The organism is Furfurilactobacillus cerevisiae, assembly GCF_048961765.1.
In the GTDB taxonomy this organism is placed as follows: Bacteria; Bacillota; Bacilli; order Lactobacillales; family Lactobacillaceae; genus Furfurilactobacillus; species Furfurilactobacillus milii_A.
In genome coordinates, this window is sequence record NZ_CP185253.1 from 1,270,891 (window position 1) to 1,289,685 (window position 18,795).

Annotated in this window: 23 protein-coding genes and 1 tRNA gene; 17 read left to right on the plus strand and 7 right to left on the minus strand. The window is 44.1% G+C overall.

The features are described 5' to 3' along the window. Positions 1 to 14: 14 nt before the first annotated feature. The 3 genes from ABUE36_RS06020 to ABUE36_RS06030 all read right to left on the minus strand — a co-directional run bounded on the left by ABUE36_RS06020 (position 15) and on the right by ABUE36_RS06030 (position 2,275). Positions 15 to 650: a deoxynucleoside kinase gene (locus tag ABUE36_RS06020; RefSeq protein WP_017261623.1), complete on the minus strand. Its 636-nt coding sequence runs from the start codon at positions 648 to 650 to the stop codon at positions 15 to 17. Positions 651 to 792: 142 nt separating this feature from the next. Further along, the gene (mscL, locus tag ABUE36_RS06025) at positions 793 to 1,182 is read right to left on the minus strand and encodes a large-conductance mechanosensitive channel protein MscL (RefSeq protein WP_421017364.1); all 390 of its coding nucleotides are present in this window, start codon (positions 1,180 to 1,182) and stop codon (positions 793 to 795) included. A 130-nt stretch (positions 1,183 to 1,312) separates the two neighbouring features. Beyond that, on the minus strand, positions 1,313 to 2,275 hold the full coding sequence (locus ABUE36_RS06030) for an NAD(P)-dependent oxidoreductase (protein WP_421017365.1): 963 nt from the start codon (positions 2,273 to 2,275) through the stop codon (positions 1,313 to 1,315). Positions 2,276 to 2,513: 238 nt separating this feature from the next. Between ABUE36_RS06030 and ABUE36_RS06035 the strand changes: the two genes are divergently transcribed. The 4 genes from ABUE36_RS06035 (at position 2,514) to ABUE36_RS06050 (ending at position 4,578) form a co-directional block, all read left to right on the plus strand. After that, positions 2,514 to 3,338, plus strand: coding sequence for a Cof-type HAD-IIB family hydrolase (locus ABUE36_RS06035; protein WP_421017366.1), 825 nt, complete (start codon positions 2,514 to 2,516; stop codon positions 3,336 to 3,338). Positions 3,339 to 3,343: 5 nt separating this feature from the next. Beyond that, complete coding sequence (locus ABUE36_RS06040; protein WP_421017367.1) at positions 3,344 to 3,952, plus strand: hypothetical protein; 609 nt, start codon at positions 3,344 to 3,346, stop codon at positions 3,950 to 3,952. Between the two features lie 105 nt (positions 3,953 to 4,057). Then, positions 4,058 to 4,141 (plus strand) — tRNA-Leu (locus ABUE36_RS06045). 89 nt (positions 4,142 to 4,230) lie between these two features. Next, positions 4,231 to 4,578 (plus strand): hypothetical protein, encoded by a 348-nt coding sequence (locus tag ABUE36_RS06050; protein WP_421017368.1) that lies wholly within the window; start codon positions 4,231 to 4,233, stop codon positions 4,576 to 4,578. Here the strand turns inward: ABUE36_RS06050 and ABUE36_RS06055 are convergent. After that, on the minus strand, positions 4,544 to 5,473 hold the full coding sequence (locus ABUE36_RS06055) for an IS30-like element ISLpl1 family transposase (protein ID WP_096109805.1): 930 nt from the start codon (positions 5,471 to 5,473) through the stop codon (positions 4,544 to 4,546). The two genes, ABUE36_RS06050 and ABUE36_RS06055, sit on opposite strands and share 35 nt — an antisense overlap. Positions 5,474 to 5,598: 125 nt before the next feature. Here ABUE36_RS06055 and ABUE36_RS06060 point away from each other — a divergent pair, with 125 nt between their 5' ends. The 6 genes from ABUE36_RS06060 to ABUE36_RS06085 all read left to right on the plus strand — a co-directional run bounded on the left by ABUE36_RS06060 (position 5,599) and on the right by ABUE36_RS06085 (position 9,424). Next, the gene (locus ABUE36_RS06060; RefSeq protein ID WP_421017369.1) at positions 5,599 to 6,060 is read left to right on the plus strand and encodes an ion channel; all 462 of its coding nucleotides are present in this window, start codon (positions 5,599 to 5,601) and stop codon (positions 6,058 to 6,060) included. Positions 6,061 to 6,101: 41 nt separating this feature from the next. Continuing rightward, a complete protein-coding gene (locus ABUE36_RS06065) occupies positions 6,102 to 7,031 on the plus strand; it encodes an IS30-like element ISLpl1 family transposase (RefSeq protein WP_096109805.1) in 930 nt (309 codons plus the stop codon). A gap of 155 nt (positions 7,032 to 7,186) precedes the next feature. Continuing rightward, positions 7,187 to 7,537: a PadR family transcriptional regulator gene (locus tag ABUE36_RS06070; protein ID WP_017261629.1), complete on the plus strand. Its 351-nt coding sequence runs from the start codon at positions 7,187 to 7,189 to the stop codon at positions 7,535 to 7,537. Continuing rightward, positions 7,527 to 8,162 (plus strand): DUF1700 domain-containing protein, encoded by a 636-nt coding sequence (locus ABUE36_RS06075; protein WP_161003352.1) that lies wholly within the window; start codon positions 7,527 to 7,529, stop codon positions 8,160 to 8,162. The genes ABUE36_RS06070 and ABUE36_RS06075 overlap by 11 nt, the downstream gene beginning before the upstream one ends. A 2-nt stretch (positions 8,163 to 8,164) precedes the next feature. Continuing rightward, on the plus strand, positions 8,165 to 9,085 hold the full coding sequence (locus tag ABUE36_RS06080) for a DUF4097 family beta strand repeat-containing protein (protein WP_421017370.1): 921 nt from the start codon (positions 8,165 to 8,167) through the stop codon (positions 9,083 to 9,085). 42 nt (positions 9,086 to 9,127) lie between these two features. Continuing rightward, positions 9,128 to 9,424 (plus strand): PspC domain-containing protein, encoded by a 297-nt coding sequence (locus tag ABUE36_RS06085; protein ID WP_421017371.1) that lies wholly within the window; start codon positions 9,128 to 9,130, stop codon positions 9,422 to 9,424. 80 nt (positions 9,425 to 9,504) lie between these two features. Here the strand turns inward: ABUE36_RS06085 and ABUE36_RS06090 are convergent, their stop codons facing one another. Continuing rightward, complete coding sequence (locus ABUE36_RS06090; protein ID WP_421017372.1) at positions 9,505 to 10,200, minus strand: CPBP family intramembrane glutamic endopeptidase; 696 nt, start codon at positions 10,198 to 10,200, stop codon at positions 9,505 to 9,507. Then, positions 10,187 to 10,402, minus strand: coding sequence for a hypothetical protein (locus ABUE36_RS06095; protein WP_421017373.1), 216 nt, complete (start codon positions 10,400 to 10,402; stop codon positions 10,187 to 10,189). Before ABUE36_RS06095 ends, ABUE36_RS06090 begins: the two co-directional genes overlap by 14 nt. 1,435 nt (positions 10,403 to 11,837) lie before the next feature. On the opposite strand from ABUE36_RS06095, the gene folB reads away from it, so the two are divergent. The 7 genes from folB (at position 11,838) to ABUE36_RS06130 (ending at position 18,129) form a co-directional block, all read left to right on the plus strand. Next, positions 11,838 to 12,203, plus strand: coding sequence for a dihydroneopterin aldolase (gene folB / locus ABUE36_RS06100; RefSeq protein ID WP_421017374.1), 366 nt, complete (start codon positions 11,838 to 11,840; stop codon positions 12,201 to 12,203). A 2-nt stretch (positions 12,204 to 12,205) separates the two neighbouring features. Then, a complete protein-coding gene (gene folK / locus ABUE36_RS06105; RefSeq protein ID WP_421017375.1) occupies positions 12,206 to 12,679 on the plus strand; it encodes a 2-amino-4-hydroxy-6-hydroxymethyldihydropteridine diphosphokinase in 474 nt (157 codons plus the stop codon). A gap of 91 nt (positions 12,680 to 12,770) precedes the next feature. Continuing rightward, the gene (gene folE, locus ABUE36_RS06110) at positions 12,771 to 13,352 is read left to right on the plus strand and encodes a GTP cyclohydrolase I FolE (protein ID WP_161001484.1); all 582 of its coding nucleotides are present in this window, start codon (positions 12,771 to 12,773) and stop codon (positions 13,350 to 13,352) included. Next, entirely contained in the window at positions 13,333 to 14,670 is a 1,338-nt protein-coding gene (locus ABUE36_RS06115) for a bifunctional folylpolyglutamate synthase/dihydrofolate synthase (protein WP_421017376.1), read from the plus strand. Before folE ends, ABUE36_RS06115 begins: the two co-directional genes overlap by 20 nt. Then, positions 14,663 to 15,256, plus strand: coding sequence for a non-canonical purine NTP pyrophosphatase (locus ABUE36_RS06120; RefSeq protein ID WP_421017377.1), 594 nt, complete (start codon positions 14,663 to 14,665; stop codon positions 15,254 to 15,256). The genes ABUE36_RS06115 and ABUE36_RS06120 overlap by 8 nt, the downstream gene beginning before the upstream one ends. 14 nt (positions 15,257 to 15,270) lie before the next feature. Further along, positions 15,271 to 16,431 carry a dihydropteroate synthase gene (folP, locus tag ABUE36_RS06125; RefSeq protein ID WP_421017378.1) on the plus strand — a complete coding sequence of 387 codons (1,161 nt, stop codon included), beginning with the start codon at positions 15,271 to 15,273 and terminating at the stop codon, positions 16,429 to 16,431. Between the two features lie 150 nt (positions 16,432 to 16,581). After that, positions 16,582 to 18,129 (plus strand): UDP-N-acetylmuramoyl-L-alanyl-D-glutamate--2,6-diaminopimelate ligase, encoded by a 1,548-nt coding sequence (locus ABUE36_RS06130; protein WP_421017379.1) that lies wholly within the window; start codon positions 16,582 to 16,584, stop codon positions 18,127 to 18,129. A 176-nt stretch (positions 18,130 to 18,305) separates the two neighbouring features. On the opposite strand, the gene ABUE36_RS06135 is transcribed toward ABUE36_RS06130, so the two are convergent. Continuing rightward, entirely contained in the window at positions 18,306 to 18,659 is a 354-nt protein-coding gene (locus ABUE36_RS06135) for a DUF1516 family protein (RefSeq protein ID WP_421017380.1), read from the minus strand. Between the last annotated feature and the right edge of the window lie 136 nt (positions 18,660 to 18,795).

Genomic DNA, 18,795 nt, shown 5'->3' on the forward strand with positions numbered 1-18,795 from the left:
GTCGGTATTTTAGTTTAGTTGCGGATACTCTTCAAATGTTCATCGATTTCGCCAAGAACTTCGGTGACATTTTTAGGATCTTCAAGATTGTATTTTTGCAAGTCAACTTTCATTTTCGGAGAGGCATCGTAATCGCGATACCATTCCTTGTAAGCTGACCACATTTTATAGTAGTAGTCACGCAGGGCAGGGTCATTGTCAAATTGTTCGTAGTCACGGCCACGTTTTTTGATCCGGTACAGGATGGTCTCAAAATCAGTCTCCGAGTAAACCATCAAATCAGGCGCTTTTTTAGGCAACTCCTGAAGTTCGTTCATCATGTTGTCCAATAAGTTAAGGTACACTTCAAGCTCTGTGTCTGAAATGTTACCTTCCTTGTTATTTTCTTTGGTGAACAAGGCATCTTCATAAATGGAGCGATCTAGCACATTGTTATCATCTGCCAATGCCTTTTTGATCATTGAAAAGCGTTTGTTCAAAAAGAAAATCTGTAACAGGAACCCGTATTGTTTAGGATCCTTGTAGTAAAGCGGCAACACTGGGTTGTTACCAACGGGTTCAAAGAACGCCTTGGTATGTAAGTGGTCTGCGATTAAGCCTGTAAGAGTTGTTTTACCAACCCCAATCATTCCTGCGGTAATTATCACCATGGATATCTCCTCGCTCAAGTTTTTTAGCGCTACAACATATGGTACAACATTTTGGCTTGTCATACTGCATCTATTGCAAACAACTTAGTCAATTGTAACCATCAAAAAGCGCCGAGCTGTGAACTCGACGCCATAAAAAAATTTAGGCTTGTGGTCCTTCATCATGATTGTTTGATGCCTTAAGCTCATCACGAATTTCCATCAGTAGGTGTTCAGTTTTGGTTTCTTTCGGTGTAACTTCCTTCTTTGGCATGATTTTATTGATTGCTTTAACCAATAAGAACACGACAAACGCGGTGATTAAGAAGGAAATAACTGAATTGATGAAACTGCCGTACTTGAACTTGGCGGAGCCAACCGTGTAGGCCATTTTTGAAAAATCGATGCCACCAATGAAAATCCCGATTAACGGATTGATTAAGGTGCTAACCAGTGATTTAACAATCGCTGTAAAAGCAGATCCGATAATAACCCCAACAGCTAAATCAATCACGTTTCCACGCGTGATAAATGCTTTAAACTCTTTCCACATGTGTCTCTTCCTCCATATATGTAAATTGCAATAACAAACGCTAATTCATATTTTAGCGAACATTTTGCGTGCATAAAAGGGGCGTTGCCACATACGATAAAATAAATTTCAGAAAATTAATTGTGTAAACTCAAGCGTTGACGATGTGCTTAGGTTGCTCACCGTGTTCGATGGCAATGACGTTTTCTGCCACGATGGTTGCCATGGCATCCCGGGCTTCAACCGTTGCGTTACCAATATGTGGTGTCAAAGTAACATTGTCCAACGCTTTATAACCCTCAGCAACCTTAGGCTCATTTTCGTAGACGTCCAGGGCAGCTCCGGCAATTTGGTGTTGCTGTAATGCTTTAAGCAGGGCGGCCTCATCGATGATGGGACCACGAGCAGCGTTAATGAGAACGGCGCTAGGCTTCATTTGCGAAATGGCGGTCGCATCAATAAGGTGATGCGTATTGTCGGTCAATGGGGCATGGATGGTGACGACGTCCGATTGGCTCAACAATTCTGGCATAGTCACGTAGGTTGCGTTTAAGGCCAATTCTTGGTCATTTGCCAATGGGTGGCGCTGTGTGTAAATAATGTGCATGCCAAATGCGTTTAAGCGTGTTGCGACAGCTTGGCCAATGCCGCCCATCCCGATAATACCCACGGTCTTTTGATTGAGTTCATGACCAAGGAAAAAACGTGGTGCCCAGCCAGAGAAACCGGTTGTCCGCATCAAACGATCACCCTCAGCGACGCGACGTAGAGTACTTAGAATCAGGGCAACCGTCAATTCTGCCGTTGAAATGGTTGAGACAACTGGGGTATTAGTGACAGGAATATGACGCTGTTTCGCAGCCTGAACATCGATGTTGTTGAAACCGGCACCGTAGTTAGCAATTAATTTTAGTTTGGGAGCTGCCTGGATTAAATCAGCATCGACCATTGTAGACAGTGAGGTAATTAAATAATCTGCCGTCTCAAGATTCTTTGCTAGTGTTTCCCGATCAACGAGTCCTTTGCCGTCATAACTGTTAACGGTTAAACCAGCCTCAGTCAACATTTGCTGGGCCTTGTCAGGAAATTGAGCTGATAAATAAACGTTTGCCATGTCATAGACTTCCTTCTATACAAATATAGTGAATCACACCAACTTCATCTTACACCGTTTAGAAATCGTTTACATGATTGTCAAACCGCCTTTTTTTCGGTATGGTAGTGACAAAAGCAATACTCGTCGCTAATTTTCATTTTATCTCATGACAGTAGCGAATGAGCGTACGTTTAAGAAGAGCGATGGGGCAGACTTGGCGTATTAAAGTGATGACCTATCTGATGGGAGACAGACTGTGATTAAAATTATTGCAAGTGATTTGGATGAAACATTATTGGATACGGATGGTTCATTAAATCAGAAAAACATTGACGCCATCAAAGCTGCCACTAAGGCGGGCGTCTATTTTGTACCAAATTCAGGTCGCGGTTATGAATCCTTCGAGGATAATTTAGTTGATCTCGGACTAGCACAACAGCCACACCAGTATAAAATTTCCTATAATGGAGCCGCCATTTTGGAAAATGCACATGACCGTGTGATTGCGACTAATGGCATTCCCTTTAACTTAGCAAAAGGTGTATTTGATGCGGGGCGGACGTTTGATCACGTCAGTTGTCATGTTTACTTATTGGATCAGCTCTATATTTATCACCAAACACCAACGGATGCCGCTTATATGGCGTCGCGTCAAGTTCCGTTTACCAAATTAGAACAGCCGGACATCAACTTTTTGAAGAATCGTCCAATTATGAAGGTGATTTTCGAAACACCGGATGTTAAGCGTCAGCACGAACTGGCAGATCACGTTATGGCCACTTATGGTGATGGCGTGGACGTGACCTTTTCATCTGGTCGTTACATTGAGTTTAATAAGAAGGGCGTGAACAAGGGCCGCGCCTTGTTGCAACTAGCCGATTTACTGGGTGTAGATCATGAAGATACGATGGCTGTCGGCGACAACTTTAATGATTTGCCGATGATCGAGGCGGCTGGTGTTGGCGTCGCGGTGGCCAATGCTGTTCCTGAAGTTGCCAAACAGGCTGATGTACAAACTAAGGCAACTAACGATGACGGTGCAATTGCCGAATTAGTTAATGAGTATGTACTGAAGGGATAATGTGAATGACAGATATTGAGACACAACTGGCCACGGCCCAAGACCGTGGTTTATTAATTGCGATTTATAATTTTATGGATGAGGAAACCTTCTCTGTCGGTTACGTGATGGCTCAAGATGCAGCTTCGGTGTGTTTGCGGGTGATTGATCCTAACGGTGCTGTAAACGGCATACAAATCATTCAGAAGGCATTTATTACGAAGATATTGCTCCGTTCCGATTATTTGCGGAGCACGGAAGTTTGGCAACAAACGGCCATCGCTCAGCATCGTGAGGATCCGTGGCAGATTGCACAGTGGACAGATACATTGACACCAAATCCCGATCATTTACTGACCTCGGCATTGCAAACTGCACTTAACCACAAGTGGATCATTAACCTTGGGACGTTACGACAAATCGATGATGAAACGGCAGAGGATGCAGATTTCACTGGTTTCTTAGGTGATTTTGTTGGTGACACATTGGCCCTTAATTATTTGAACCCGTGGGACTTAAGTGACGCCTGGCAGTTGGATATGAAGTTGGATGAAATTAATTATATCCGCATTGGTGCAGGCGTTTGCGTGAATATGCAGGCACTGTTTGAAGCGTATACGGACGAGCGTTTTTAACAACCATCTTGAATGCAAAACAATCTTTTAAACTGAAAATAGGGCTTGCCGTCATTCTTGAGGTCGTGTAAACTAGTATCTTGTTGAAGGGAATAACTTTAACATGCCCCTGTGGCGGAATTGGCAGACGCGCAGCGTTCAGGTCGCTGTTCACCTTGGTGAGTACTGGTTCGAATCCAGCCAGGGGCATAAGAAAACATCAGTTATAAAAAGACCGTTTCTATGTGCTAATTTATTGGCATACAGAAACGGTCTTTTTATGCAGAAAGCAGTGTGTTATGAAATCTAGAAGCAGAATTTTTAGTCAATTTTATCAGTTATTCATCATCGTTTTGGCGGTTATCTCTGTGGTGCTAACACTTTTCGATCTTACTGGTGAAATTAACTTATCTTTGGCACCATATTCAATTATTGATACTACTATTTGGTGTGTTTTTGTTGCTGATTATATCGTTGGCCTTTTCAGTGCAACATCTAAGCAGCAGTATTTCAAATCGCATGTAATGGATCTACTTGCGATTATTCCCGTTAATGCTGTGTTTAATCTCTTTCGTTTTGCCCGCATTTTTAGGATAATGGTAGATTGCAAATTTAATCCGAATTTTTGGACAAATTGGTCAGCATAACCTGATACGGTGTTTTCCAGTCAAGTATTTTAAGCGGTCTCTGGTTAATTTGGAGTAACGTCGTCGTTAAATCTTGAGCACTAATGTGCTCAAAACGAGTCCCCTTAGGATAAAAATAACGTAAATTCCGATTAAAGCGTTCATTACTACCACGTTCAGCTGGCGTATAAGCATGACAGTAATAGGTCTTAATACCATATTGTGATTCAAATGATACTAGCCCACTAAACTCAGTACCACGGTCCACAGTAAAACTGTGCACCGGTCCATTAAAAGTTGTTAGGAACTTAGTCAGTGCTTCATTAACACTCGCTGTCGTTCGGTCCTTTAACCGATATGCCCAAAGGAACCGTGATTTGCGATCGATTAAAGTTAATAAAACTGCCTTACTATGCCCACGAGGGCCAACGACGGTATCTAGTTCAAAATCACCGATGCGATTACGTTGATTAATCATCATGGGACGCTGTTCAATCGATCGCCCCAAAGATTGATTATATTTGGATCGTTGGTCAACGTTACGCCGTTGGCGTACGCCATGTTCAGGTAGATCATTCAAGGAGAAACCAATTCTCCCCTGATTTAGCCAATTATAAATAGATTTAGTCGCTAGTTTAAATTCGTGAGCAATCATTCCTGGTGACCAGCTTAGATGTAAATGGTTGAGAATTGTTTGCTTTAACTCATCGCTCAGCTTAGTTTTCCGACCACATCGTGATCGCTTGTATTCGGCATCTGTTTGTGCTAATTCAGCCTGATAAGGTTGACATCGAGATAATTCATAAGAAATTGTTGACGGTGATCGGTTCAGCCGAACGCCCATTTGGATATTGGACAGCCCTAGTTCACAAAAGGTTTCGATTTTAATTCGTTCGGAATAGGTTATACTAGACAAAAGATCAGCTCCTAAAAGATGGGTTTGTTGTAAACACCATTTTAAAGGAAGCTGATCTTTTTTGTCCGAACAGCGTTCGGATTAATTTTACAATCTACTTAATTCGTTTATTACGGATATTTCGAATGGCTGGTATTATTGGCAAACTGCAGGATAAGCTTAGGAATTTCTTGCAAACAAATGGATTCATTTATTTGCTTTATGCCAGCATTGCGATTTTGCTCGTTGCGGCTTCGGTGTATGCCACTGTTGAAAAGATTTCCTTTGGCAATGCATTATGGTGGGCGATTACGACCGCTACAACGGTAGGATATGGTGATATTTCCCCGCATACTGTTATTGGCAAAATTGTGGCAATAACATTAATGCTGATTGGAGTCGGTTTTGTTGGCATGCTGACTAGCACGTTGACGACTTATTTCACTAAAAAGAGTCAGCGTAAAACAGCGGTCTCAAACGATGAACTGTTACAGGAAATTAAGCAGTTGCACGAAGAAAACCAGTTAATGCAACAAGAAATCAGAGAATTAGTAGATTGTAAAATTAATCCGAACGCTGTTCGGACAAAAAAGATCAGCTTCCTTTAAAATGGTGTTTACAACAAACCCATCTTTTAGGAGCTGATCTTTTGTCTAGTATAACCTATTCCGAACGAATTAAAATCGAAACCTTTTGTGAACTAGGGCTGTCCAATATCCAAATGGGCGTTCGGCTGAACCGATCACCGTCAACAATTTCTTATGAATTATCTCGATGTCAACCTTATCAGGCTGAATTAGCACAAACAGATGCCGAATACAAGCGATCACGATGTGGTCGGAAAACTAAGCTGAGCGATGAGTTAAAGCAAACAATTCTCAACCATTTACATCTAAGCTGGTCACCAGGAATGATTGCTCACGAATTTAAACTAGCGACTAAATCTATTTATAATTGGCTAAATCAGGGGAGAATTGGTTTCTCCTTGAATGATCTACCTGAACATGGCGTACGCCAACGGCGTAACGTTGACCAACGATCCAAATATAATCAATCTTTGGGGCGATCGATTGAACAGCGTCCCATGATGATTAATCAACGTAATCGCATCGGTGATTTTGAACTAGATACCGTCGTTGGCCCTCGTGGGCATAGTAAGGCAGTTTTATTAACTTTAATCGATCGCAAATCACGGTTCCTTTGGGCATATCGGTTAAAGGACCGAACGACAGCGAGTGTTAATGAAGCACTGACTAAGTTCCTAACAACTTTTAATGGACCGGTGCACAGTTTTACTGTGGACCGTGGTACTGAGTTTAGTGGGCTAGTATCATTTGAATCACAATATGGTATTAAGACCTATTACTGTCATGCTTATACGCCAGCTGAACGTGGTAGTAATGAACGCTTTAATCGGAATTTACGTTATTTTTATCCTAAGGGGACTCGTTTTGAGCACATTAGTGCTCAAGATTTAACGACGACGTTACTCCAAATTAACCAGAGACCGCTTAAAATACTTGACTGGAAAACACCGTATCAGGTTATGCTGACCAATTTGTCCAAAAATTCGGATTAAATTTGCAATCTACCTTATGCAGAAATAGTGAGAAACGATTTTTTAAATGATATTGTGTTGACTTTTATATTATACGACATATAATATAGTCACAAACAAAGTAGGAGACCAAATATGTTTAAAGGACACAACGCTTCAGTTAGGAGGCCAGGCTCATGAGCATTCAAGTTAGCACCGAGTTGCTAGACGGGATGGTGCTTGCGTTGCTGGATCGAGAAGATCTATACGGTTACGCGTTAACGCAACACATCCAATCATCAATCACGGTTTCTGAATCGACCATGTATCCAGTGCTCCGTCGGTTAAAAAAGGAAGCGTGGTTGACGACGTATGATCAACCATTCCAAGGCCGCAATCGACGGTACTATAAAATCACGACAACCGGCAAGAAACGGTTAAAAGAGATTCTGCATGAGTGGGATGCCTATAAAGACAGCCTAGACGGCATTTTTAATCCACCAGCGCACATGCAAAACAAAACGGAGGGGACAACTGATGACAACTGACGCCTATTTAAAAGAATTACAACGACGCTTGCACGGTTTAAGTGACAGCGAGCGTTCAGATGTAATGGATTTTTACACCGAATATGTGGAGGATGCTAACTTGACATCGGGGGATGCCATCGTTAGTAAATTGGGAACACCGAAACAACTGGCTCGTAAAGTACTCGCCGACTACTCCATTAAGGAAAATGAGACAGCTGAACAAAAGGGTGAGCGCCGCACACCACGTTCCAATGCCAACATGGTGTGGATGATTATTTTGGCGATTCTGTCAACGCCGGTGACCATTCCAGCAGCCATTGCAATCGTTGCTGTGCTGTTCGCCGTAGTCGTCGTCATGGTTGCACTCATTGGGTCCGGGATTGTTGTAGCAGTGGCCTTGGTTGGTGGTGCTATTGCGGTCGCTGGCGTCTCACTGTACACCGGCGCCTACATGGTCTTTACAAACTTCTTTGTCGGCATTGCCTACTTGGGCGTTGGTCTGACTGGTGTTGGTGTCATCCTGATTTTGATCCCATTATGCTATTACATCATTCGTTTCCTGATCCAGATTTCTGCAAACTTTATTCGCTTCTTGTACCGTAAATTTTCAAACCGGCGTCAACAGCCGAAGGGGGATCATTAATCATGAAGAGAACTTTAAAAATTGGTATCGCAGTGCTCATCGTTGGTTTGATCATGGTTGCTGCCGGTGCTTTTACCCACAGTTTTAAAGACGTTACGTTTAATCATCATGGACGACCAGAACTAAGAACGACGCAAACAGTCAGCAAGAAAGTGAAGGACTTTGACGCGATAAGCGTCGACTTGAAAAGCGATCAGATTCGTATCAAGGAAGGCGACACCGCTCGTGTCCAAGTTAGCAGTACTAAAGAAGCCATGCCAACAGTTAGATCGGTGGGGCACAAACTGGTTATCGAACAAAAACGTGCAGACAATTCGATGACCGGCTGGAGTTTTGGTGACAATCCTGAAGGTACATTTGGTCTTGGAACATTCAATGATGCTAAACATCCTGATCGGACCGTTGTTGTGACGGTTCCGCGGGGCACTAAACTCAACAACATTAGTATTAAAGAACGTCAAGGCGCCATCCGGATTACTGATGTTTCATCTGACACAGTCAGCATCAGCGCCCATGATGACGTGATGCTGGAGCACATGACAGTCACACAGCCACTGAAAGTTAATAGTCATGACGGGAATCTTTATGTGACCGGAATGACACTAAACACACCATCCATTAAAACTGATGACGGTGCGGTTAGTCTACGAGATGTTCAATTGAACCAAGGTTCCATTCAGCTGACTGACGGTACGTTCAACATGACAAATGGTGGGTTTACTGGTGCCGTTAATGTAACCAATGATGACGGCGATAATGAGATTGTTAACGCTGATCGGAATAAGGGTTACATTCTTCATGGCGATGATGAGAATAAGTTGTTTGAGCAACACAATGAAGATGGCGGCACATTGCAACAAAATGAAACGGTGCCAGACATTATGCACTTAACTACCAATGACGGTAAAAATTCCGTACAATGAAATTAACGATAATCAAACGAATAACGGGGAGGATGATTAACGATGAAAAAGAAATTAACGAAGTCGAATGATAAGGTTCTGGCGGGGGTATTTGGTGGTATTGCGGAGTACTTTGGCTGGGACATCGCCTTGACACGGGTGATTGGTGGTATTCTGATTGCCGTTTCGTTTGGCCCTGGGATTGTTGCTTATGCGATTGCTGCGCTGGTTATGCCCGACGCTGAGGGACATCATTTCTCAGCGGATGCATCTTACGAACGAACAGAGGACGAGCATCGTAATTCATTCGATGGTGAGTTCACGGATCCAGAAGGCAAACAGAAACACGATGATCAATAATTAATTGTCATCGTATAAAAAAGGCCGCTAGCGCTTGACGAATTTGTCAGGTGTTAGCGGTCTCTTTTAATAATCTGAATTTAATGCATCATGCTGAGGAGTTGCGTAATCGCAACTGCGTTAATCATGAAATGGACCATGATGGAATTAAATTGTTTGTGTGTTTTTTGGTACGTAAACGCTAATATAGAACCCATCATAAAGTAGAGCAGGAAACTGATTGGATTGCCGGAAATGTGGCCACTGGAGAATAACACGCCAGATAATAACACTTTAGCCCACAGGTTATTTCGTTTGAAAAAAATGTTGGTGATGACACCGCGAAAGACGAGTTCCTCTAAAAAAGGTGTTAGCAATACGGCTGATACGCCGAAGCCGACCATGGCCACCGGACTTGTTTTCATAATGGAACTGATGGCCTGATTATTTTCAGTCGATTGCGTGTGGTACAACACCTGTTGAAGCCGCATTAATATAGCTTCACTAAAGATGATGGCCAGATAGGCCAAGATAGCAACACCAACGTCTCGTAGCTTAAAATCATGGAATAACCGTTCACCAGACCAATGGCGAAAACGACGGTAGGCGATCCAAATGCAGATCAGGAAGGACCCCCAGAAAGCAGCGAGAAGAATGTACCCGCTAGCGTTGGCAAACGTCGTTTTACTGGCAAAGGCCAAGATGGTAGGAGGCAGTTGAACCATAATCCAAAGTGATGCCACTTCCAAAACGCGCGGCAACCACGAAAATAAAAATGGTCGATTATCGTTTGTCATCGGAACCTCCATCTTTTGTTCGTTGCAAACGGAGCTGCCAAACTTTGATGAGGGTCACCAGTACGGTTGTTAAGATGAACGCACCAATCCACAGGGCGAAAAGGGTGACGCCGGTTAGGTGTTGAGCTTCAGTGAGCCACACAACGCCGCCGAAGATGACAATGGCAAGTACGATAATGCTGCTGGACAGAATTCTTTGCATAGCAAACTCCTCGAATTAAGATGGTCCAATTGTATCACAGTGGTGATTTGAACATCATGGAAGCATGACTAAGACATAGTTCGCCAGTTTAACAGCACTTTCACGGTTTTGTTTAAATGTTACCGCCCTCCAGCTGACTATGTTGGCCATGTATGTTAAATCGTTCTTTCTATCAATTTTAATCAGAAAAAATATGTAAGCTTAAAAAAACGGGCAGCCTAATGAGTGCTAGGCTGTCCGCCGAGTACGATGTGAAGGATACTGCCCGCTATTTTGCCAACCCATTGCATTGGCCTGCATCCTACCTAAGCAGGACATGAACCGTTGCGCCAGACTAGCTTGGAACGGGTCCGCCATGTGGTGGTCGATCTTTTGTCAAACGACTCAACCGGCTTTCATCACTTGGTGTTCCTTCTTGAGGTTAGTGTAGTCTGATTTGGGGAAGAAAGGCGATTAATGTGCCTGTGGAATCAGGCAGATTATGAGGGAGAGGTACTGAATTGCTAGATTGCGCGTTTGATTACTTGGTAATGTTTTGGCCTTTATCTTCCAGCTGTGCTGACGTTTTCCAATCTACATAGCGATAACGCGCTCCAGCCCCCAGAGACCTGTGCATAAACGTGTTCACGCCCCACAAGCCTGTGCATAACCCAAATTGCCTGCTGTAAAGGCAAAGAGCGCCCTCACAACAGGCAATTTATGTTATTGCTCGGCTTGCAATCGAGGGCGTTCACACTCTCGCAAAAAAGCCGCCACAACTTTCGCTGTGGCGGCACGGAAGGACAAATCCTGATCAGCAAGTGGTTTTGCCGCCCACTGATGAACGAACGTGTTTTAACATCGTGAGAGCCTCAGCGACCTTCACCATGGCTCATTAGTAGTGGCCTTTCAGCACGATGGTTGTCAACGACATGAACCGTGCGCCGATTCACGTGACGTTTGAAACCCTTGACCATCACAGCAGGGATAGGGACAACAATCGGATTAACCGTTTGATTTAGACAACCAGCACGTTCCAGGACTGCGACCAACCAAGCTCGTTCAATACGAGGCACTGTTGATCTGCGCTAACTTCCGCTCAGGATGGCGGTATCAACGATTGTGATGTCAAACATCGCCGTTGACGGTCGAAATCAATGATTACGACATGACCGCGGATCCTCTGTGAAAGCCTTGTTCCTTCTGATGGGTATAGTATATCGTCATTTAGAAAAGCACACGCAAAATAACGATAAAATAAGGCAAAGTGATGTCACTTTTGTTGGGCTTGATTGCTAACTTGTTGAACAAACAATGGCGACCTAACGGTGATAAAACAAACTGCACCACACTAAGATGGTGCATGTGATAAGATGAGACTTGATATTCACACAGATGATCGTTGGTTCATGATCATATATTGGACCATATATTAATTAAGGACGTGACTAATTTAATGGGTAAAATTCGTATCAATAATATGCAATTTCATACGTATAATGGTGTTTTTCCGGAAGAAAAGAAACTGGGCCAACGGCTGGAAATGGACGTTGAACTGAATTATCCAATTGAGACAAAAGTGCATGATGATGACCTAACAACGACCATTCATTACGGACATGTCTATGACGATATTGAGTCGTTCGTTTCGAATCATTCCTACGACTTAATTGAATCATTGGCTAACAACACGTTGACGATGCTTCAGGAAAAGTATCCCGAAGCTACCGGCGTGACACTCCGCGTGCGCAAATATTCGGTCCCAATTTCCGGAATTTTTGATAACGTTGAAATTGAAGTGGCTGGTGGTGATGCGCAGTGACCATGGCTTATTTAAGTTTGGGATCAAACGTTGGTAACCGACGCAAACACTTATTGTATGCGTTAGCGCAATTGCGCGCGGATCACGCGACTGTCTCAATGAAAACGGCTCATTTTTATATCACTGAACCCGTTGGTGGCGTAGTTCAAGACAACTTCCTGAATACTGCGGTTGCCATTGATACCAAACGGTCGGCAGAATCTTTGCTGGCATTGGTTCATCAAATCGAACAGGCGCAGCACCGTCATCGTTTCATCCATTGGGGACCACGTACAATGGATCTAGATATCATCTTTTATGGTGACGAACACATTAATACGACAACACTCACAGTGCCACATCCTGAAGCACCAAATCGGCGGTTTGTGCTCGAACCGATTTTAGAAATTAGTGGGGATGATCGCGCAATTCAGCGACAGGTCAGCGATTGGTTAGCTGAAACGGATGATCATCAACACATCAACAAATTATCGTAATATTTTTGAATTATCAGCATTGTTAGTCATTAGACTAACAATCTTACATAAGTTCGTTATTTAGAAATTGTTTTAAAGGAGACATGCATTAATGACAGATGAACAACAAGCCACAATTGAAGGCGCTGTCCGCCAAATTTTAACTGCAGTAGGGGAAGATCCAGATCGGGCTGGCCTTGTCGAAACGCCGGCACGGGTGGCGCGTGCGTACGCCGAGATGTTTTCTTCGCTGGAACAACCGACATTTAAGGATTACAAGTTATTTCATGAAGAGGATAACGCCGACATGGTTGTCGTCGGCCAAATTCCGTTTTATTCAATGTGTGAACATCATTTACTACCATTTTTTGGCCGTGTCAGTGTTGCGTATGTGCCCACGAATGGGACAATCATCGGTCTTAGCAAGATTCCTCGGCTTGTTGATTACGTCAGCCGCCGACCAACAGTACAAGAAAACATTACGAACCAGGTAGCTGCCGAACTAGAAAAAATTCTGAAGCCGGCTGGAGTGGCTGTGAGCGTTGCTGCGCGACACATGTGCATGGAAATGCGCGGTGTTAACAAGACAGGGTCTGTTACGCAGACAGCGACATATTTAGGTGAGTTTAAAACAAATAACGCATTACGCCAGGAATTTTTAATGAGGGCCGAACATGGCAACATTAACGTATGAGACATTAATTAATGAAATGAATCAAGCAATGCTTGCGGGCGACGAGGATCGTGTGCCTTTATTGCGCCAAGTATTAGCGGCGGTCGGACAACCCGATGCGCAAGCACCGATTATTCATGTGGTTGGCACAAACGGCAAGGGATCTACCGTTACTTTGATGGCCGATACATTGATTGCTGCTGGTCATAAAGTCGGCGTGTTTACGAGCCCTGCCATCTCTGATCAGCGCGAGCAAATTGTGATTAACGGTCAGATGATTGGCAAGGAAACATTTGTCCGTTTGTATCAGACAATGTTGCCGACAGTGAAAAAGATTGTGCCGGACGGTTCACCACTAACCATTTTTGAGTGGGAAGTTGTCATTGCGTTGGCGTGGTTTGCTGAACAACACGTGGACTGGATGATTATCGAAGCCGGACTCGGTGGCTTGATGGACGCTACCAATGCGATTACATCCCCACGATTCAGTGTGTTTACGCACATTGCGTTGGACCATACGCGCATCTTAGGCGACACGATTGCAAAGATTGCGCAAAATAAGGCGGGCATTATCAAACCGAACACGACGGTAGTGATTGCGCCTAGTCAAAGTGACGATGCAAAACGGGTTATTGGACAAACAGCGGCGCGTGTTGACGTGCCAGTGATGGTAGCCAGCAAACAAACATGGTTTGACAATCCTCAATTTGGTTTGGACGGAACGACGGTGGATGTTCACTGGTCCAGCAAGACCATTTGGCATCACGTTCATCTTAATTTGGCCGGACAGCATCAATTAGCTAATGCGGCCACTGCACTGACGGTGCTAAAACAAGTTGCCAACCATGACAACCGCATTGATGAAGATGCTGTGCGAACGGGCTTTAATCAGGCGGCTTTGCCTGGACGACTGACGACGTTAGCGGCGACCAATAAACATCCCCGATTGCTTGTCGATGGTGCTCATAATCCAGATGGGATTCAATCGCTGGTTCGGTTGTTAAAGCAGGTGGCGCCAACACGTCGATTTACGTTTGTACTTGGCTTTTTAGCTGATAAAAACGTGGCGGGAATGTTGGTAGAATTGCTGCCGTTAGCCAAGCAAGTCGTGTTAACGGTGCCGGATCAGCATCAGCGAGCACTACCGATTGATGCATTAACTGAGATGGTGGGCGATACATTGGCTAAACTACAATTAAATGACGTAGCGGTGTTTTCAACGGCAACTGCGCGTGATGCTTTAGCTTGTTTGCGCAAACGTGACGTTGAACCACCAGTGATTGTGACGGGGAGCTTTTACCTTATCCGGGCGTTGCGGGAGGCTGGTTTAAATGACTAATCCACTATTTGTCGCAGCAACCAACAATCGACAAAAATTTACCGAGTTGGCGCGGACATTTGCCTTTTTTGGTCAGACGATTCGCCCTTACTGGACTTATCTTGGTCGATTACAATTTCCCAAAGAAGGGACCGCTGATTTCAAAAACAATGCTGAAGGTAAGGCAACGTTTATTCAACAACGCTTGCCAGAAGCGACCGTCGTGGCCGATGACAGTGGTCTGTTTGTCGACGCATTGCCAGACCACTTTGGGGTGACAACGATGCGCGAATTGTCCGCTCATGCGCATGATGATGCGGCCATGAATCGGTACATTCTACGTTTATTGGGCACACAAACGAATCGCCATGCGATGTTGACGACAACACTGACAGTACTTAGTCACGATGGTCAGTGGCTCACGGCGACAGGGCAGCGCCGGTTCCAGATTCCGTTTGTACCAGTCGGCCAGTACAGTGTTGGGTTTGATCGGATTATGTGGGATTCTAAAACAGGACTGACACTGGCTCAACTGCCGAATCAGGCGCGCATTCCGTTTACGCCAAGGGGCATTGCGGTCCCTAAATTATTGACACAGTTGCGATAGTGGGAGGATACGACATGAAAGTTACAGAAATAAACGCTGACGACCTCAGTCAAACTAATGGTCTGGCCGAGGCCGCTTTGCTAGATGCCATCAAACATCAGCGTCAGCTGGCATTGATGTTTGAACTCGACAATGCGGATGATCGAACCAGACTAGTCAACTTGATGGGCAATCTTGATGCCGTGGTCACAGTGACTGGTAGTACTGTGCAAACATTGGTTAATGAAGCCGCTTTGCCAGTTTTAGAACAGCAATTGAGTCGCCAGTTTGATAATAATGTGCTGGCAAAAGGCGTCGGCACGATTCGGCATCAACATGAAATTCATTGGCAGGCAGGGCGTTTTGATTTTAATGTGACCGCCAAACCACTGATCTACGGAATTTTAAACGTCAGTCCTGATTCATTTTACGATGGTGGCCGCTACCATGATATGGATTCCGTGTTGAAACGGGCTGGTGAGTTTGCCCAAGCAGGTGTGCCCGTGGTTGAAATTGGTGGTCAGACGACGCGACCGCACTTTACGGAGATTACGCCTGAAAATGAAATTCAACGGGTTATGCCTTATATTAAGGCCATTAAGGCGCAATATCCTGATTTGGGAATCGCGGTTGATACTTATAAGTTACCGGTAATGAAGGCGGTATTGGACGAAGGGGTTGATATCATTAATGACGTTAACGCCTTTACTGATAATCCTGACAAACTGCCGTTGCTCGCCTCGAGTAACGTTGGTTTGTTAACGATGCATGAAAGTCGTGCCCGCGAATACGATAATTTAACGACGGCAATGACAGATTTCTTTAAAACAAATTTGGATGCGCTGAAACACGCTGGTATCAATGAACAACGGATTGCTCTGGATGAAGGGATTGGTTACGCCAAAGTGGCTGATGGCTACCAGGATTTCACTATGATGCGTAACATCAACCAGTTTTTACCGTTTGAACGGCCAATTATGATCGCCATTTCGCGAAAGGGTTTTGGTCATAAACTGTTCGGTTTTGCAAAGGAAGATCGCTTATCCGTAACGTTGATTGCCGAGGCCTATATGTATTTACACGGTGGTCGTATTCTGCGGGTTCACGATATCGAAGAAACTAAACAGTTAGTCACGTTACTGGACACGATTGAGGGCAGTTACTGGTTCCCAGACAGAACAGAAATGCACCAGTAACTTTTTGTATGTCATCAATGTCGTAACTAACTAAAAAAGAATACTTAAGGTTTAGTCAAAGGTTTAGTTGTTAAGAAAAATGGCGGCGTTGGTTGATAGTTCTGGTGTATACTGGATGTTCAAGAAAGATAAAGGGAAGTTTGGGAACGCATGGCGAAATTACAATTATCAGCATCAGAAATTTTGACGATTTTACGTGAGCACCATTTGTTGACCAACGTGATAAATGCCAATGATCAGTTAGTAGTGACCGATGTCACATACGACTCACGAACAGCAAAGCCTAATGGTTTATTCTTCTGTAAAGGTAACTTCAAGCCGGAGTATTTAACTACGGCGGTCGATGCAGGTGTTACGGCCTATGTGTCAGAAGTTGCGGCTAAAGAGTCCGAGGCCACTGGCTTTATCGTGACGGATATTCAAAAAGCGATGTCACTATTGAGTGCTGCCTTTTTTGGCTACCCACAAGATGATCTATTTATTGTGGCGTTCACAGGGACTAAGGGGAAAACAACCTCTGCATACTTTACGCGAGGCATTCTGCAACAGACGACAAATAAACATACCGCATTATTTTCAACCATTGATCGGATTTTAGGACCTAAACCAGAGCAAGAATTTAAGTCTGATCTTACGACGCCTGAATCACTCAATTTATTTCATGATATGCGTGAAGCCGTTGATTCTGGCATGACGACGCTGGTTATGGAAGTGTCTTCACAGGCGTACAAGAAGAATCGTGTGTATGGCTTGAAGTATGATGTTGGAATCTTTTTGAACATCACGCCAGATCATATCGGGCGCAACGAGCACCCAACGTTTGCTGACTATTTGCACTGTAAATTACAGCTCTTAGTCAATTCTCGTCAGTGCATTATTAATGCAGAAACAGATCACTTAGAAGACATTTACATGGCGGCCAAGGCAACGACGGAACCTGAAGATATTTATTTGTATGCTCGGGATGGCTACAAGCCAAGTATTGATGTACCAATCGACTTCCGCTATCACAGCAATGAAGATACCCTGAAGGATGCTAAATTTACGGTGTCGCATACGGATCTAGCGCCAGCCAAACTGAATTTGGATGGCGAATATCAATTGGCATTGCCTGGTGATTACAATGAAAATAACGCGGTGGCATCAATCATTGCCGCTGGGCTAGCTGGAGCGACAGCTACCGAAGCCCAGCAGACATTGCCAGATATCACGGTACCCGGTCGGTTTGAATCGGTTGCCACCAAGAATCACGGAATGGTGTTTGTTGATTATGCTCACAATTACGCATCCGTCAAAGCTTTGCTGTCGTTCTTGCGGAAGCAATATGCTGACAGCCGGATCATTGTAGTGGTTGGTAGCCCCGGCGATAAGGGAATTTCGCGCCGAGAAGGTTTCGGAAAAGCGCTGAACGAAGAGGCTGACGTGGCTTACTTAACCGCTGATGATCCTGGTTTTGAAAATCCCGCTGACATTGCCCAACAGATTGATGAACATATTGATCACAACCGGGTTGATGTTCACGTTCAGATTGATCGACCAACTGCCATCCGTGAAGCTATTAGTGATAGTCATGCTGATGATGTCGTTGTGTTGGCAGCAAAGGGTGAGGATCCTTATCAAAAGATTCGCGGGGTAGACACACCATATCCGACTGACATGGCTGTTGCCAAACAAGTAATTGCGGATATTGAAGCGTAATATTATCTCGTTGGTAAGGTTAATATTGCTAAAGCTTGGGCCATTGTTGCCCATGGAAGATAAGATAGCGACAAAAAAGACAGCTCACTTCAAAAATGTGAGCTGTCTTTATATGCTGTGATGAATGAAAAGAAGCTTTCTATCCGTCACGGTAAGGATTGTTTGTGTTCTGATGATTAGGCAGTCAAACTGTAAATGGTGTAGCCGAGGATAATGGTGGCGACAAACAGCAAGCCGAGGACGACATACAGCCAGGGAGTGACGTGGGTTTCTTGCTTTCTAGCGAAGACGATTTCAACGACGCCAATAAGCAGAATTGCCAACGCACCTTTTAAAATCGTGAGGATGGGAACTGTCGACCAGGTCTTGGTTGCAGCAATGAAACCAGTGATAATCATCACCATGTAGAGTAGTCTGCTCCACATTAGCCACCATTTGACGCGCTTTTCTGTTTTACTGAACACACCAGCGAGAACTGTCAGAACTAGTAAAATGGCAATCCAAAAATGACTGGCAATTAAAAAATTCATATTTTTTCCTTTCTGAATCAAGTTTTTTGAGTGAATCAACTTGACATGAAACTGAAGCTATTTTAGCATTGTTAAACCGTGTCGTTAAGCGGTACAATCAATGTTTATACAGGCCTTAATATGCATCACAAAAATG